Source organism: Pseudomonadota bacterium (assembly GCA_036339585.1).
Taxonomy (GTDB): Bacteria; Pseudomonadota; Alphaproteobacteria; order UBA8366; family UBA8366; genus UBA8366.
In genome coordinates, this window is sequence record JAYZAS010000002.1 from 179,939 (window position 1) to 193,826 (window position 13,888).

13 protein-coding genes are annotated in these 13,888 nt (G+C 46.2%); 1 reads left to right on the plus strand and 12 read right to left on the minus strand.

Features of this window, described 5'->3' with window-relative positions; all coding sequences use genetic code 11:
* Positions 1 to 57: 57 nt before the first annotated feature.
* The 10 genes from VX941_02535 to VX941_02580 all read right to left on the minus strand — a co-directional run bounded on the left by VX941_02535 (position 58) and on the right by VX941_02580 (position 10,618).
* Positions 58 to 297 (minus strand): AzlD domain-containing protein, encoded by a 240-nt coding sequence (locus VX941_02535; protein MEE2932282.1) that lies wholly within the window; start codon positions 295 to 297, stop codon positions 58 to 60.
* Positions 298 to 306: 9 nt separating this feature from the next.
* On the minus strand, positions 307 to 657 hold the full coding sequence (locus VX941_02540; protein MEE2932283.1) for a hypothetical protein: 351 nt from the start codon (positions 655 to 657) through the stop codon (positions 307 to 309).
* Between the two features lie 96 nt (positions 658 to 753).
* Complete coding sequence (locus VX941_02545; GenBank protein MEE2932284.1) at positions 754 to 1,029, minus strand: hypothetical protein; 276 nt, start codon at positions 1,027 to 1,029, stop codon at positions 754 to 756.
* A 25-nt stretch (positions 1,030 to 1,054) separates the two neighbouring features.
* Positions 1,055 to 2,299 (minus strand): 2-oxoglutarate dehydrogenase complex dihydrolipoyllysine-residue succinyltransferase, encoded by a 1,245-nt coding sequence (gene odhB / locus VX941_02550; protein ID MEE2932285.1) that lies wholly within the window; start codon positions 2,297 to 2,299, stop codon positions 1,055 to 1,057.
* A gap of 39 nt (positions 2,300 to 2,338) precedes the next feature.
* Entirely contained in the window at positions 2,339 to 5,266 is a 2,928-nt protein-coding gene (locus VX941_02555; protein ID MEE2932286.1) for a 2-oxoglutarate dehydrogenase E1 component, read from the minus strand.
* A gap of 46 nt (positions 5,267 to 5,312) precedes the next feature.
* Positions 5,313 to 6,185, minus strand: a complete 873-nt coding sequence (gene sucD, locus VX941_02560; protein MEE2932287.1) for a succinate--CoA ligase subunit alpha — start codon at positions 6,183 to 6,185, stop codon at positions 5,313 to 5,315.
* Positions 6,186 to 6,190: 5 nt separating this feature from the next.
* The gene (gene sucC / locus VX941_02565) at positions 6,191 to 7,378 is read right to left on the minus strand and encodes an ADP-forming succinate--CoA ligase subunit beta (protein MEE2932288.1); all 1,188 of its coding nucleotides are present in this window, start codon (positions 7,376 to 7,378) and stop codon (positions 6,191 to 6,193) included.
* A gap of 219 nt (positions 7,379 to 7,597) precedes the next feature.
* Positions 7,598 to 8,563, minus strand: a complete 966-nt coding sequence (mdh, locus tag VX941_02570) for a malate dehydrogenase (protein MEE2932289.1) — start codon at positions 8,561 to 8,563, stop codon at positions 7,598 to 7,600.
* Between the two features lie 101 nt (positions 8,564 to 8,664).
* Entirely contained in the window at positions 8,665 to 9,828 is a 1,164-nt protein-coding gene (gene zapE / locus VX941_02575; protein MEE2932290.1) for a cell division protein ZapE, read from the minus strand.
* A gap of 19 nt (positions 9,829 to 9,847) precedes the next feature.
* Positions 9,848 to 10,618 carry a fumarylacetoacetate hydrolase family protein gene (locus VX941_02580; GenBank protein ID MEE2932291.1) on the minus strand — a complete coding sequence of 257 codons (771 nt, stop codon included), beginning with the start codon at positions 10,616 to 10,618 and terminating at the stop codon, positions 9,848 to 9,850.
* A gap of 71 nt (positions 10,619 to 10,689) precedes the next feature.
* Between VX941_02580 and VX941_02585 the strand changes: the two genes are divergently transcribed.
* A complete protein-coding gene (locus VX941_02585; GenBank protein MEE2932292.1) occupies positions 10,690 to 11,883 on the plus strand; it encodes an NADH:flavin oxidoreductase/NADH oxidase in 1,194 nt (397 codons plus the stop codon).
* Positions 11,884 to 12,074: 191 nt separating this feature from the next.
* Here the strand turns inward: VX941_02585 and VX941_02590 are convergent, their stop codons facing one another.
* Positions 12,075 to 13,025: a tetratricopeptide repeat protein gene (locus tag VX941_02590; protein MEE2932293.1), complete on the minus strand. Its 951-nt coding sequence runs from the start codon at positions 13,023 to 13,025 to the stop codon at positions 12,075 to 12,077.
* Between the two features lie 39 nt (positions 13,026 to 13,064).
* Complete coding sequence (locus tag VX941_02595) at positions 13,065 to 13,841, minus strand: succinate dehydrogenase iron-sulfur subunit (protein ID MEE2932294.1); 777 nt, start codon at positions 13,839 to 13,841, stop codon at positions 13,065 to 13,067.
* Between the last annotated feature and the right edge of the window lie 47 nt (positions 13,842 to 13,888).

Below are 13,888 nucleotides of genomic sequence, written 5' to 3' on the forward strand. Positions count from 1 at the left end.
ACCCAATTGCCCAAAAAACAAAAACCCCAGACACAAAACCAAAAAGTAATATTAGTTTCATAAGACAAAAATTACGAGAGCTATAATCGCGGCAATGAGCCTATCAAATAAGAGCGTTTCTCCCAAGGCACCAGTAGGATTGAATAACATACGGAACGCAAGACCTGACGCCATAGCGTATGCAACGCATGTCATCCATTCAAAAATACGGCCGGCGGGGTCCACGCGGCCTGCTGCAAGGGCTCCTAATGCACGAGGCAATAGTGTTGCGACGGCCGCAACTAAAAAAATGTCCATTGCGATAAATCATTCACTACGTCTCTCCGAGCGCAAACCCAGTAAGAATGCAAGTGTACCACCCACAAATCCGCCCAATACCAAGCCCCACCCCGCCAAACTCAAATCTATAGCTACTACTGCACCACCGCCAAAAAACACAGCGACAACAGGCAGAAGGGTGCTTGCGTTAGCCGCCAGCAAAAGAAGGTGGATTGTTGGTATAATTAAAAGTGCTGAGTTGAAGTGATACGGCACCTTGCCCGCAGCTAAATAACCGATGATAGTTGCGATTACAGCTAATGTAAGCACTGTAATGGCGAAGCTAACGAAATAGACAGGCCGCTTACTTTGCTCAATCTTCGGTGCACACGTTGTCATATAACTCCAACTTATAACTGAAAGTAAGTGAGCATATAATAGGTGAAGCGCGCGGAAAGGCTCTGCCCCCCTTGACCAGTGGAAGAGTTGCCAATGCTAAAGGAAAAAATCTAGCGTTAACAAAGAGAACTGCAAAAAAAGTGCGGCTAAACTATCCGAAGGATACAAGTCGACTAGAACAATCTGTCCGGGCAATGCCCAAACACCTAGCGTCACCGAAACGGCAACCAGCAAAGTTTTACCGTTTGACTCAGCAAGCGCTCCGAAATCTAGCGTTGACGAAAAACCAGCAATGCTTGGTACGCCAAGGGCGTTTCTTACACCATTCCAAATTACCGCAGAGTGACGCCTGGTTTTCGTTGCAACGAGCACTTTTTCGTCAGTCGATTAAAAAGTGTTACACGTCTATTAATAATCTTTGCGGGTCTTCCAATACTTCTTTCATACGAACTAAGAAAGTAACAGCTTCCCGACCGTCGACAATGCGATGGTCATAGCTTAGTGCCAAGTACATCATCGATGCAATTTCGATTTCATCGCCACTCACGATTGGTCGTTTCTGGATCGTATGCATGCCCAGAATTCCTGACTGGGGTGGGTTGAGGATAGGCATTGACATGAGAGAGCCATAAACTCCACCATTAGATATTGTAAAAGTACCACCAGTCATTTCTTGGATAGTAAGCTTTCCGTCCCGCGCTCGCCTACCAAAGTCAGCGATAGTGCTTTCAATTTCCGCAAAAGTTAACTTATCAGCATCGCGAACAATAGGCACTACCAGCCCCTGCGCCGTTCCCACCGCGACTCCAATGTCATAGTAATTCTTATAAATAATCTCGTCGCCGTATATTTCAGCATTTACTGCAGGAATTTCTTTAAGTGCGATTATGGCTGCCTTAAGGAAAAAAGATAAAAAACCTAGTCTTGAGCCATACTTTTTCTCAAAAATTTCACGATACTCCGACCGAAGTGCTATCAGATTATCCATTCGGCACTCGTTGTAAGTGGTCAAAATAGCTGCGTTATTTTGGGCCTCCTTCAAGCGCCGAGCAATCGCCTGCCGCAACCGAGACATACGCACCCGTTCCTCACCGCGGTTGTCCACCGGCCGTAGCGGTAAATCAGCAGAATCATGGGAGGATAGTGGCAGCGTATTATGCTTGTTAGTTTCTGCCGGAACAACCGAGGGCGTCCCACTATCCTTGGTTTTGAGAAACTTTAACACGTCACCTTTTGTGATGTTACCTTTAGCACCCGTCGCCGAAATCTGTTGCGGATCAATCCTGTTTTCTTCAACTAGTTTACGCACAGCGGGAGACAGCTCTGGAGCTCGGGATTGCACTTCATCAGCTGCATTCTGACCCTCTCCAGTAGACGTCTCAGCGGTTGGCGTCAGCTCAGCGGCTCCTTCGTCTAAATTACCAAGTACGGAACCAACTGCAACCTCTGCGCCATCAATTGCAATAATTTTACTTAAAGTGCCCGCTGAAGGAGATGGCACCTCTAGCGACACTTTATCTGTTTCGAGTTCAACCAGAGGCTCGTCAACACCAACCGCATCTCCCACGTTTTTAAGCCACTTAGCTACCGTGGCTTCATTGACCGACTCGCCTAGAGTAGGGACTATTATATCAACTGCCATTTTCGACTCCTCTTAGCCGCCATTCCTATTTTTTGGACTTTAGCCCTCGTAAGTCAGCGCAGCATTAACAAGATCGTTTTGTTCTTTCAAATGCCGCTTTAGAAGACCCGTAGCTGGAGCTGCCGCTGATGAACGACCTGCATAAACCGGGCGCTTTTGCTTCATATCTAGTTCTACCATTAACTCTTCGACAAGATCACTAATAAAGAACCACGCTCCCATGTTTTTCGGCTCTTCCTGACACCAAACAACGTTAGCGTTTTTGAACCTAGCAAGCTCATTGCGAAGCGCACTAGTTGGAAATGGATATAGTTGTTCTAACCGCAAAAGATAAGTGTCCATTGCACCTCGTTTGTCACGCTCTTCTAACAGGTCAAAATAAACCTTCCCAGAACAGATTACGACACGCTTGATAGATTCATCATCAAATAATTTCCCACTGTGCTGTGCGTGATCCCAAAGAACACGGTGGAATGTCGATTTTGGACCAAACTCTTTTATCGAAGAGACACAACGCTTATGGCGCAGTAGAGACTTAGGCGTCATGAGAATAAGCGGCTTGCGAAACTCACGCCTAATTTGTCTGCGCAGAATATGAAAGTAATTAGCAGGATTGGTGCAGTTAGCTACTTGAATATTATCTTCACCGCATAGCTGCAAATAACGTTCAAGCCGAGCTGAGCTGTGTTCAGGCCCTTGCCCCTCATAACCATGGGGAAGAAGAAGAACAAGGCCACTCATCCGTAACCACTTAGATTCACCAGAGGAAATAAACTGATCTATTATGACCTGTGCACCATTGGCAAAGTCCCCAAACTGCGCCTCCCACAAGACAAGAGCATGAGGCTCTGAAACACTGTAGCCATACTCATACCCAAGAACACCAAACTCTGAGAGTGGACTATCAATGACTTCAAATGGCGCCTGACCGAAATGAATGTTATTCAACGGCACATAACGATTTCCGCTTTCCTGATCATTTAATACTGAGTGTCGCTGACTAAACGTCCCACGCTGGCAATCCTCACCAGAGAGCCGAACCGGTGTTGACTCACAGAGCAGCGTGCCAAATGCGAGTGCTTCTGCCGTCGCCCAGTCGAAGCCATCGCCGGTCTCAATCATGGTCCTCTTCGCTTTTAATTGTCTTACAATCCTAGAGTGAACATTAACGTTAGGAGGAACCTTCGAAATTGCAAACCCAACCTCTCTTAGAAGGTCGAGACTGACACCTGTTTTTCCACGACGCTCATCCCCTGACGCAGTGGCTAACCCCGACCACTTGCCTTCAAGCCAGTTGGCTTTATTAGGCTTAAAAGATTGTGCAGCTTCAAATTCAGTATCAAGATCTTCATTAAATGCCTCCGCGATACTGTCAGCTTCACCGTTCTCAATTACCTTCTCTTTTTCGAGTTGTTTGGCGTAAATAGTCCGCGTAGTCTCATGGCCAGCTATCTTCTTGTACATCTGCGGCTGGGTAAAGGAAGGCTCATCACCCTCATTATGCCCGTGGCGCCGATAACAAATTAGATCGATTACTACGTCCTTTTTAAAACGCTGCCGATATTCGGTGGCAAGACGTGCCACATGAACGCATGCCTCTGGATCATCGGCGTTCACGTGAAAAATTGGAGCTCCAACTGCCTTTGCCATATCTGAACAATAGGGCGAAGACCGAGAAGATGATGGCATGGTTGTAAAGCCAATCTGATTGTTTACGATTAAATGTATGGTCCCGCCAGTTTCGTACCCATCGAGATCAGACAAGGCAAATGTCTCTGGAACTATTCCCTGACCAGAAAAAGCAGCATCCCCATGCATTAAGACAGCCATTACCTTTACTCGCTCTTCATCGCCGCGTTGTAGTTGCTTTGCTCTTACTCGTCCCAATACAACTGTATTCACTGCCTCAAGATGACTCGGGTTCGGATTGAGGGAGAGCCTCACGACGTTTCCATCAAACTCCCGTTCCGTTGATGTTCCAAGATGATACTTTACATCCCCTGAACCTTGGACATCCTCGGGAGCCGCTGGTTGACCTTGAAACTCAGAAAAAATTGCTCGGTAAGGTTTTCCCATGACATTTGCAAGAACATTGAGGCGCCCGCGATGCGGCATTCCAATGACAATCTCCTCAATTCCTAACTGACCACCGCGTTTAAGCATCTGCTCGAGCATGGGAACCGTAGTTTCACCCCCATCGAGCCCAAACCGTTTTGCACCTTTGTGCTTCCGATCGATGAACTGCTCAAAAAGTTCGGCCTCTGTTAGACGTTCCAAGATCGTGCGCTTGCCAAGCTTAGTAAATTTTGTTTGGTTCCGGGCACCCTCTATTCGCTCTTGAATCCAGCTTTTTTCATCCGGTTCTGTTTTATGCATAAACTCGACGCCGATTGAGCCACAATAAGTCTCACGAAGGATTTTAACAATATCTCTAAGCGTGGCCGACTCTAATCCAAGCACGTAATTTATAAAGATAGGTCTGTCCATATCGCTTTCACTGAAGCCATAACTTTCAGGATCTAGCTCTGAATGTGGCATTGGCTTTTGAAGCTTTAAAGGGTCTAAGTCGGCTTCTAAATGACCACGCACTCTGTAGGCTCTGATAAGCATCAGTGCACGAATTGAGTCCTGAGTTGCCTGTCTAATTTTATCAGCACTATCCACAACCCCACCCATTTGAGACACAAGTGAGTCAGAGGGCATCTTTTCTTCAGGCAGGCGTGGCGCCGAATTGGCCACGGATAATGATGCGTCATTCTGGCCCAAGACCGATGTTTTCCGTGGAGCCCAACTTGGGCCGTTCAGATCATCTGCAACAGATTTCTCAAGTTCCTCTAATTTATCAAAGTAAGCTAACCATCCGCCGTCGATAGATCCAGGGTCGTTCAAATATTTTTCATACATCTCAACAATGTAGGTCTCATTTGCGCCAAACAAGAAGGAGGTCTCACCAGAATACTGCGCCATAACGCGCTCTCCTTTTCAAAGATTAATTGTGCACTCGCGTTTAACCTTAGCCCATTGATTTCAGCATCGTGCTACCCAGCTCGGATGGACTATCGGCAACATGTATTCCAGCAGACTTGAGAGCATCTATCTTGTGCTCAGCAGTATCTTTCCCACCTGAAATTACTGCGCCCGCGTGACCCATACGCCTACCTGGTGGTGCAGTACGCCCGGCAATGAATCCGGTTACCGGTTTTCTGGTGCCGGACGCTTTTAAGAATTCGGCCCCATTCGCCTCCGCATCTCCGCCAATCTCACCGATCATTATAATACCCTCTGTCTCATTGTCGGCGACAAACCACTCTAAACAGTCAACAAAATCTGTACCATTTATAGGATCACCGCCTATTCCTATACACGTACTCTGACCGAGCCCAGCTGCCGTCGTTTGTGCCACCGCTTCATAGGTTAAGGTGCCCGAACGTGAGACTATCCCTATTTTCCCACGCTGGTGGATATGCCCCGGCATGATACCAATCTTACATTCATTTGGCGTAATCACACCCGGGCAATTTGGCCCAATCAATCGGGTGCGACTGGTTTTGAGGGCCTTTTTGACTACCACCATGTCTCGCACAGGTATCCCCTCCGTTATGCACACAATCAACGGCAATTCCGCATCTATCCCCTCTAATATGGCCTCAGCGGCAAATTGGGGAGGAACGTAAATTACGGATGCTGTAGCACCGGTCCGGTCAACAGCATCTTTCACAGTATCAAAAACGGGAAGGTCAAGATGAGTTGTTCCTCCTTTGCCCGGAGTAACACCACCAACCATCTGCGTCCCGTAACTTATTGCTTGCTCAGAATGAAAATTACCCTGCAATCCGGTGATACCCTGACAAATCAGCCTCGTATTCTTATCAACCAAAACCGCCATCGTATTTAACCCCTCACCGCTTCTACGATTTTCTTTGCGGCATCGCCAAGATCTTCTCCGGAGATTATGGTTAGCCCAGAGTCTGCCAGTATTCTATTGCCCTTGTCCACATTAGTACCTTCCAAACGCACAACTAACGGCACTGAAAGATTAACCTCTTTCGCCGCCTCTACAACGCCTTCAGCTATTATATCGCACCGCATGATTCCGCCAAAAATATTAACTAAGATACCTTTTACATTTTCATCAGATAAAATTATCTTGAAAGCAGCTGTCACTTTTTCTGTTGTTGCACTTCCACCAACATCTAAGAAATTGGCCGGCTCTTCGCCGTAAAGCTTGATTATATCCATGGTAGCCATGGCCAACCCTGCTCCGTTAACCATGCAACCTATGGTACCATCTAATTTGACATAGTTGAGGTCATACTTCGCAGCCTCAGTCTCGGAAGGGTCCTCCTCAGCTTCATCGCGCATTTTTTCGATTTCAGGATGACGGAATAGCGCATTGTCATCAAAGTTCATTTTAGCATCAAGCACTATTAAATTATCCGTTTGAGTAACAACTAAGGGGTTAATTTCGAGAAGAGTGGCATCAAGCTCGCAGTATGTTTTGTAAAGGGTCTTCAGTAACTTAATACCTGCAGATAGCTTGCTGCCTTCTAAACCGAGACCAGAGGCGACGCGGCGAGCGGAGAATCCTGTCATGCCGATCAGTGGATCGATGGCAACCCGGGTAATTTTTTCAGGCGTCTTTTCTGCAACCTCTTCTATTTCCATACCGCCTTCTGTAGATGCAACCACAGTGACCTGGCTAGTTGCCCGATCAGTTAGTATTGCGAGGTAAAGTTCGCTGCCTATCGCACATCCATCCTCTATGTAAATTCGACGCACCTCCTTGCCAGACTGCCCGGTTTGCTTGGTGACAAGAGTATTACCAAGCATTGCTTTAGCATGGCTGACGGCTTCCTCTTTCGATTTGGCAATCCTTACTCCGCCTATCTCTGGTTTTTCTTTGAAAAAGCCAGCACCACGCCCACCCGCATGGATTTGAGCCTTCACAACCCAAACCGGCCCTTCAAGACTATCGATAACTTTCTCCACTTCATCAATTGTGAATGCCGCAGCTCCTGCTGGAACTGGCACATCGAATTTTTTCAGAAGGCCTTTGGCCTGATATTCATGGATATTCATAAATCCCAACCCTTTATTCGAAATTACTATTATCGACCACCGGCAGTTAGTCAAACGAGGTATTAACCAATCGTTCTTGGATCTTTAATTAAATTTAATAATGTACTCGCAGCAACAGCTTAATCCTAGAACATCGCCATTCAAGGTAGCAACAAAGTCATACAATACATCGCTGTTATGCAGGATTCTGTTTTATCGATTACCGCAGGTCGAAAAACATCATTTCTTTGTATTTTTTTCGATCCTTTCAACTTCTTTTATCAGACCTTTTACCGAATTGACGGAACGACGAAATTTTTTGCGTTCATCCGCATTGAGCTTGATATCAATAATGCGCTCAACGCCTTTTGACCCAATCACAACTGGGACACCAACATAAAGTCCATCAAGTCCATAAGAGCCCTTCACATAAGCAGCGCAGGGCAGGACACGTTTTTTATCAAGTATATATGACTCTGCCATAGCAATAGCAGATGAAGCTGGCGCGTAAAAAGCCGACCCTGTTCCAAGAAGCTGTACAATCTCGCCACCACCGTTAGCTGTGCGATCGACAATGGCTTCTATCCTCTTCTTTGTCGTCCATCCCATTTTAATTAAATCCGGGACCGGGATCCCCGCCACGGTTGAGTAGCGCACAAGCGGAACCATTGAGTCTCCATGCCCACCCAAAACAAAGGCCGTAACATCTTCAACTGAAACATCAAATTCGTGCGCCAAAAATAATCGCAATCGAGCGGAGTCGAGTACTCCGGCCATCCCAACAACTCTGTTAAAAGGCAGGCCGCAGGCCTTGCGTAGCTGGTGCACCATTACGTCTAGAGGATTTGTGATGCAGATGACAAAGGCCTTAGGGCAGTATTTTTTTATTCCCTTCCCAACGGCATGCATTACAGAATTATTAATCCCCAGCAAATCATCTCGACTCATCCCAGGCTTTCGAGGCACGCCTGCGGTTACGATAACCACATCCGAACCTTTTAAGGCTGCGTAACTATTTGCCCCGGTTACTTTTGAGTCAAAGCCTTCAATCGTCGAAGCTTGAGCTATGTCTAGCCCTTTGCCTTGAGGCACTCCCTTAGCAATGTCGAAAAGCACAACGTCGCCCAGATTCTTTAAACCAGCCAATAGGGCCAACGTACCACCAATTTGCCCAGAGCCCACCAATGAAATTTTATTACGTGCCATACGAAACTTCCCCATATTACTACCGCCCACTAATTCTTAGGCGCAAATTGATAATTTTCCTTTATTTCCTACCGCCTTTGCTGAAGTAGAGCAAGTTTAGCCTAAGACGCTTGGTGTGCCGTATCTATATAGTCGTCGGCCTGCATCTCCATTAACCGGCTAAGTGTGCGTTCGAATTCAAAAGCATGAGTTGCCCCTTTATAAATATCATGTGGTGCTGTTGAAGCTGCCATAACGAGATTAACCCTTAACTCATACAGCGTATCAATCAGCGTTATAAACCGTTTAGCCTCATTGCGGGTTTCCTCGGTCAAGTGGGGGACACCATCCAGTATTATTGTATGAAATCTTTTCCCTAAACATAAATAATCTTCTGCTCCACGCGGTTCACCGCAGAGCTGATCAAAACCAAACCACGCTACACCCCTCGCAGCACGAGCTACTTTAATATCACGACCTTTAACACTCACAACCTCAGGGGTTGGGAGTGCACCTTCTGTCAGATCAACGAAAGATTTCTCCAACGCTTGGGTTGATATTGGACCAAGGGGAAAATGAAATACTTCCATCTGTTTGAGGCGCGCAAGCCGATAATCGATTGGCGAGTTTAATTCGATAGGGTCAAGGCGCTGCTTCAATAATTCGATACAGGGCAGGAATCTCTCACGCTGTAAACCGTTTTTGTAGAGTGAATCTGGCTCGAAATTTGATGTAAGAACTATAACTACCCCAAGTTCAAAAAGGTTTTCAAAAAGCCTGCCAAGGATCATTGCATCTGCCACATTAGTAACGTGGAATTCGTCAAAACATAGCAGCGATGCTTCGGACGCAATAGACTTCGCAATTTCCAGAAGAGAGTCCCCGCCCCTCTTCGAAACTTTTCTTTTTCGCCACGCATGAGCAGCATCATGAACCTCAATCATAAATTCATGAAAATGGACACGCCGCTTGTGTTTGACCGGTGCACAATCAAAAAATAAATCGGTCAACATAGATTTTCCACGCCCAACTGGCCCAAAAATATATAGGCCCTGAGGGCTTTTATGGTGTTTTTCCCCTAATCGAAACCAAGCCCTCCAGCCAGCTATGGTAGGCCTCGCCTTATAGTCATAAAGCGAATGGTACAAACGTTGAAGTTTTTCAACAGCTTGCTCTTGCAATACATCTGGCCTCAATATTCCAGTTTTCTTGCGACTCTGATATTCTTGTCGGGGGTCGCTTTTGATACCATCTAGGTTTGAAGCCTCGCCTTTAGTTTCAGTCATTTCTATCCAAACTTGGCGCTCAGTTACAAAAGGTATTTGACAGCGTACCAATGCCGTCAATTATCACATCAATCTGCATCCCGGGGCGCATTGGTAATGCGCCTAACCCGGTGCCACAAGATATAATGTCGCCAGGATAAAGAGTCATAAATGACGAAATTAAATGAACTAAATTTTCGGGCCCAAAAAAGAGATCACTTACCGAATAGTTCTGCCGTTCGCGACCGTTGAGCTCAGCGCGAATATTCACGTCATCCAATTCAACATCGCTAGAAATTGTAGGGCCCATCGGTGTAAAAGTGTCAAAGTTTTTAGCGCGTGTCCATTGGGCGAAATTATCATTTTCGCCTATTATTTGAGTCGCTGTGACATCATTGATACAAGTATATCCAAATATTGATTCTGCTGCCTCAGTCTGCGATGCGTTATAGACCTCACGCCCAATGACAATTCCTAGTTCTGCTTCAAAAATAACACGTCCATCATAATTATTCGGTTTCTTAATTACCCCACCACTCGGCAAATATGTATTGGAAGTTTTTATGAAAACCAGGGGGTTATCCGGCTGCTCTAATCCGTGCTTCATAGCGACCCCACGCGAATTGTTCCAAAGACCTACCACTTTTGTTGGGGAACAAGGTATGTCGAGCACTGCATCGCTGAATGGAAAAGTCTCATCAGTCTCTTCTGGGGAGTCAAACATACTACCCGTGCATAGAACAACCATCTCTTTAACAAGCTTCCCAAATCGATATTCGCCGTTATGCTGCAAACCAATCCATTGAGCCATATGTTTTTCCCCTGGAAGCAAACAAATTTTCTCCACCCTAATCTAGCTACGCCGAGAGAGAAAGAGGACAAATGCAAGATAATACAACTGAACCACTGTTGTTTGAACCCATACAGATTCGTGGAATAGAAGCTAAAAACCGCATTGTAGTCTCTCCAATGTGCCAGTATGTCTCAAATGACGGAATGCCGAATGACTGGAACTTAGTCCATCTGGGGCGCTATGCCTTCGGCGGCGCGGGCATAATCTTCGGCGAAGAGACGGCAGTTGAGGCACGCGGGCGCAAATCCTATCAATGCGCTGGCATATGGGATGATAATCATATCGCCGGTTATCGCCGAATAACTGAGTTCTTAAAATCTTTAGGAGCAGTGCCCGCAATTCAGCTTGGCCATACTGGATCGAAAGCTTCGTGCCGTGGCCCTATGGAACAGTTTGCCGCACTCACCGACGACGACATAAAAACCGGGATGCCTCCATGGCAAGGGCTCGCACCCAGCGCGTTGAAATCAATAAACCGCCGATTTTTGCCAAAAGAGATGGATGCCGGTGATATTTCTATTGTCCAAGAATGCTTTCGGGAAGCAGTACAAAGAGCCGTCGATGCGGGCTTTGAAATTATTGAAATCCATGGTGCACACGGTTACCTTTTGCATCAATTTTTGTCCCCGACAAGTAACCTTCGAACAGATTCGTATGGCGGCGACCTCCGAGGCCGTATGCGTTTTCCTCTTGAAGTTGCCGAAGTCGTCAGGAAAGCCCTCCCCAAAAATCTACCACTGTCATTCCGTTTGTCGGCGGTTGACGGCAAAGGCGGGACTTGGGGGTTTTCTGAGGCAAAGGTCTTCGCTCGAGCGCTTGAGGAAAGAGGTGTTGATATAATAGATATTTCCTCTGGTGGCATTTCAGGTGACAGTAATTTGCCTAATGTCCCAAGAGTACAAGGTTATCATGTTGGATTTTCCGAAGGATTTAAAAATGAAGTCAATGCATTAGTCATGGTGGTTGGTTTGATAACTAATCCAAGACAAGCTGAAGACATTTTGAAGAGCGGAAAGGCTGATCTAATAGGGATGTCCCGCGAGTTAATGTATCATAGCGACTGGCCATTGCATGCCGCTCGGGAATTAGGCGTATCAGATTATCTGTCGCTGCAGCCTGAACCTTATGCTTTTCGATTAAGAAAACGGGCAGCAGATAGGTTATTAGCCAATAATCTACCCGAAGAGGCTAAGAGAGCTTTCGAGCAACTGTACAAGTCCTAACTAACAATAGTTGGTTCTGCAACCATGGCTTGTAGTAATGGAAGTGCGTTTATTCAGAGCAACAAAAATTTTTTGTATGTGGTTTTTTGGAAAATAAACAAATCAAAATAACCTAGTAAACAACAATTCAATGCACCTAATGTGGCCCATTTACAGTCGGCGCTTTATCATAGAAATTCAACGCATGTTTGCTATATTTTATTTGCATTCCATTTCGCTAGGTCTTGGTCAGCTAAACGTCGCGCTCGCGGCGACAACTCTGAGAAAAGATCTATTAGCTTCGCGTAAGCTGCTTTTTGTTTTGGCTGAGTTTGGATGCTGTGAGCAAGGGTAAGAAAAAATATTGCCCAACGAGTAGACCGCTCATCAATGTCCTCCCTATCCAAAAGCTTCATTACTTTATTTCTGTAAAGTGTCGCCGCCGGCACATATGCAATCACATGCCTTTGTAAGGCGGAAACCGTAAACCATCTTCTGGCCTTGTCTTCACTTCTCGCTACCCCTTCTCCCTTGAGGTACATCAATCCCAAATTGTATGCAGCGGACGGGTGTTGTTTATCTCCAGCTTTTTTCAGCCAGCGATAGGCCTGTTTCATATTTTTTTTAGTGCCTACGCCCGCAAAATAAAGCTCACCTACACGAGAGGCGGCTTTCGTCTCACCAGCCTTTGCTCCTTTTAAACAGAGCTCAAATCCACGTTTCGAGTTTTTCTTTATGCCATTCCCTAAAATATATAGATCACCCAATTCGCAAAAAGCAGGTTTGTAACCCTGATTCATAGCTGACGAGAGCCACTTGTGCGCCATACTAAAGTTAGGCTTGCTAGCTTTACCCTTCGCCATGCAAATACCATAATTGTGTTGGGCGGCAGGGTCTCCTCGCTCCGCGCCTTTGAGGAACAACCGGCAAGCAATACTCTTGTCTTTATCGACGCCCAATCCTAAAACATACAACTCGCCCAGTGCGTTGGGGGACAGCTTATCACCCTTTGCAACACCAGCACGAAAGGATTTAACCGCACCTAGGTAATCTTTTTGATCTAAAGCCTTTTTTCCGGCCTCAAATTCAGTTGCTAGCCCTCCCCATGAAAGGGACAGAAAGAATCCTAAACACCACAACATCAACCATCTATTATGGATCATTATTAAGGTTTCCCCGCTAGCCTTATGGAGAATAACAGACTATTGCCGAGCCAACATGAGTTTTTTTATCTCACCAATTGCCCCCGCTGGATTTAAGCCCTTGGGGCATGTCTTGGTGCAATTCATGATAGTATGACACCTATAGAGCCGAAAAGGGTCCTCCAACTGATCTAACCGTTCACCGGTATCTTCATCTCGGCTATCGATTATCCAACGATAGGCCTGTAAAAGGATAGCTGGCCCAAGGTATCTATCGCCATTCCACCAGTATGAGGGACACGACGTAGAGCAGCAAAAACATAAGATACACTCATACAAGCCATCTAACCTCCGGCGCTCTTCCGGCGACTGCAATCTCTCCCTGGCCGGCGCTGGAGATTGGTTCTTCATCCACGGTTCAATAGAGGCTAGTTGCGCGTAGGCTGTGCTTAAATCCGGAACCAAGTCTTTCACAACCGGCATGTGCGGCAGAGGATATATTTTAATAGCGCCGGCCACGTCTGAAATATATTTGGTGCAGGCAAGCGTGTTTGTTCCATCGATATTCATTGCGCACGAACCGCAAACACCTTCGCGGCAAGACCGGCGAAAGGTAACCGTAGAGTCAATTTCGTTTTTTATTTTTATAAGCGCGTCCAAAACCATTGGGCCGCAATTGTCTAAATCGACCTCAAAGGTATCGACACGGGGGTTATCTCCGCTGTCTGCATCCCAGCGATAGATCTTGAATGTTTTGAGATTTTTCGCCCCCGCAGGTGCCGAAAACGTCTTGCCGGTCCGAACTTTAGAGTTAGCAGGCAAAGTGAATTGCGCCATTTTCTGTCTCTTTCCCCTGAACTAAATAACTATGCTTCCTGTATAAA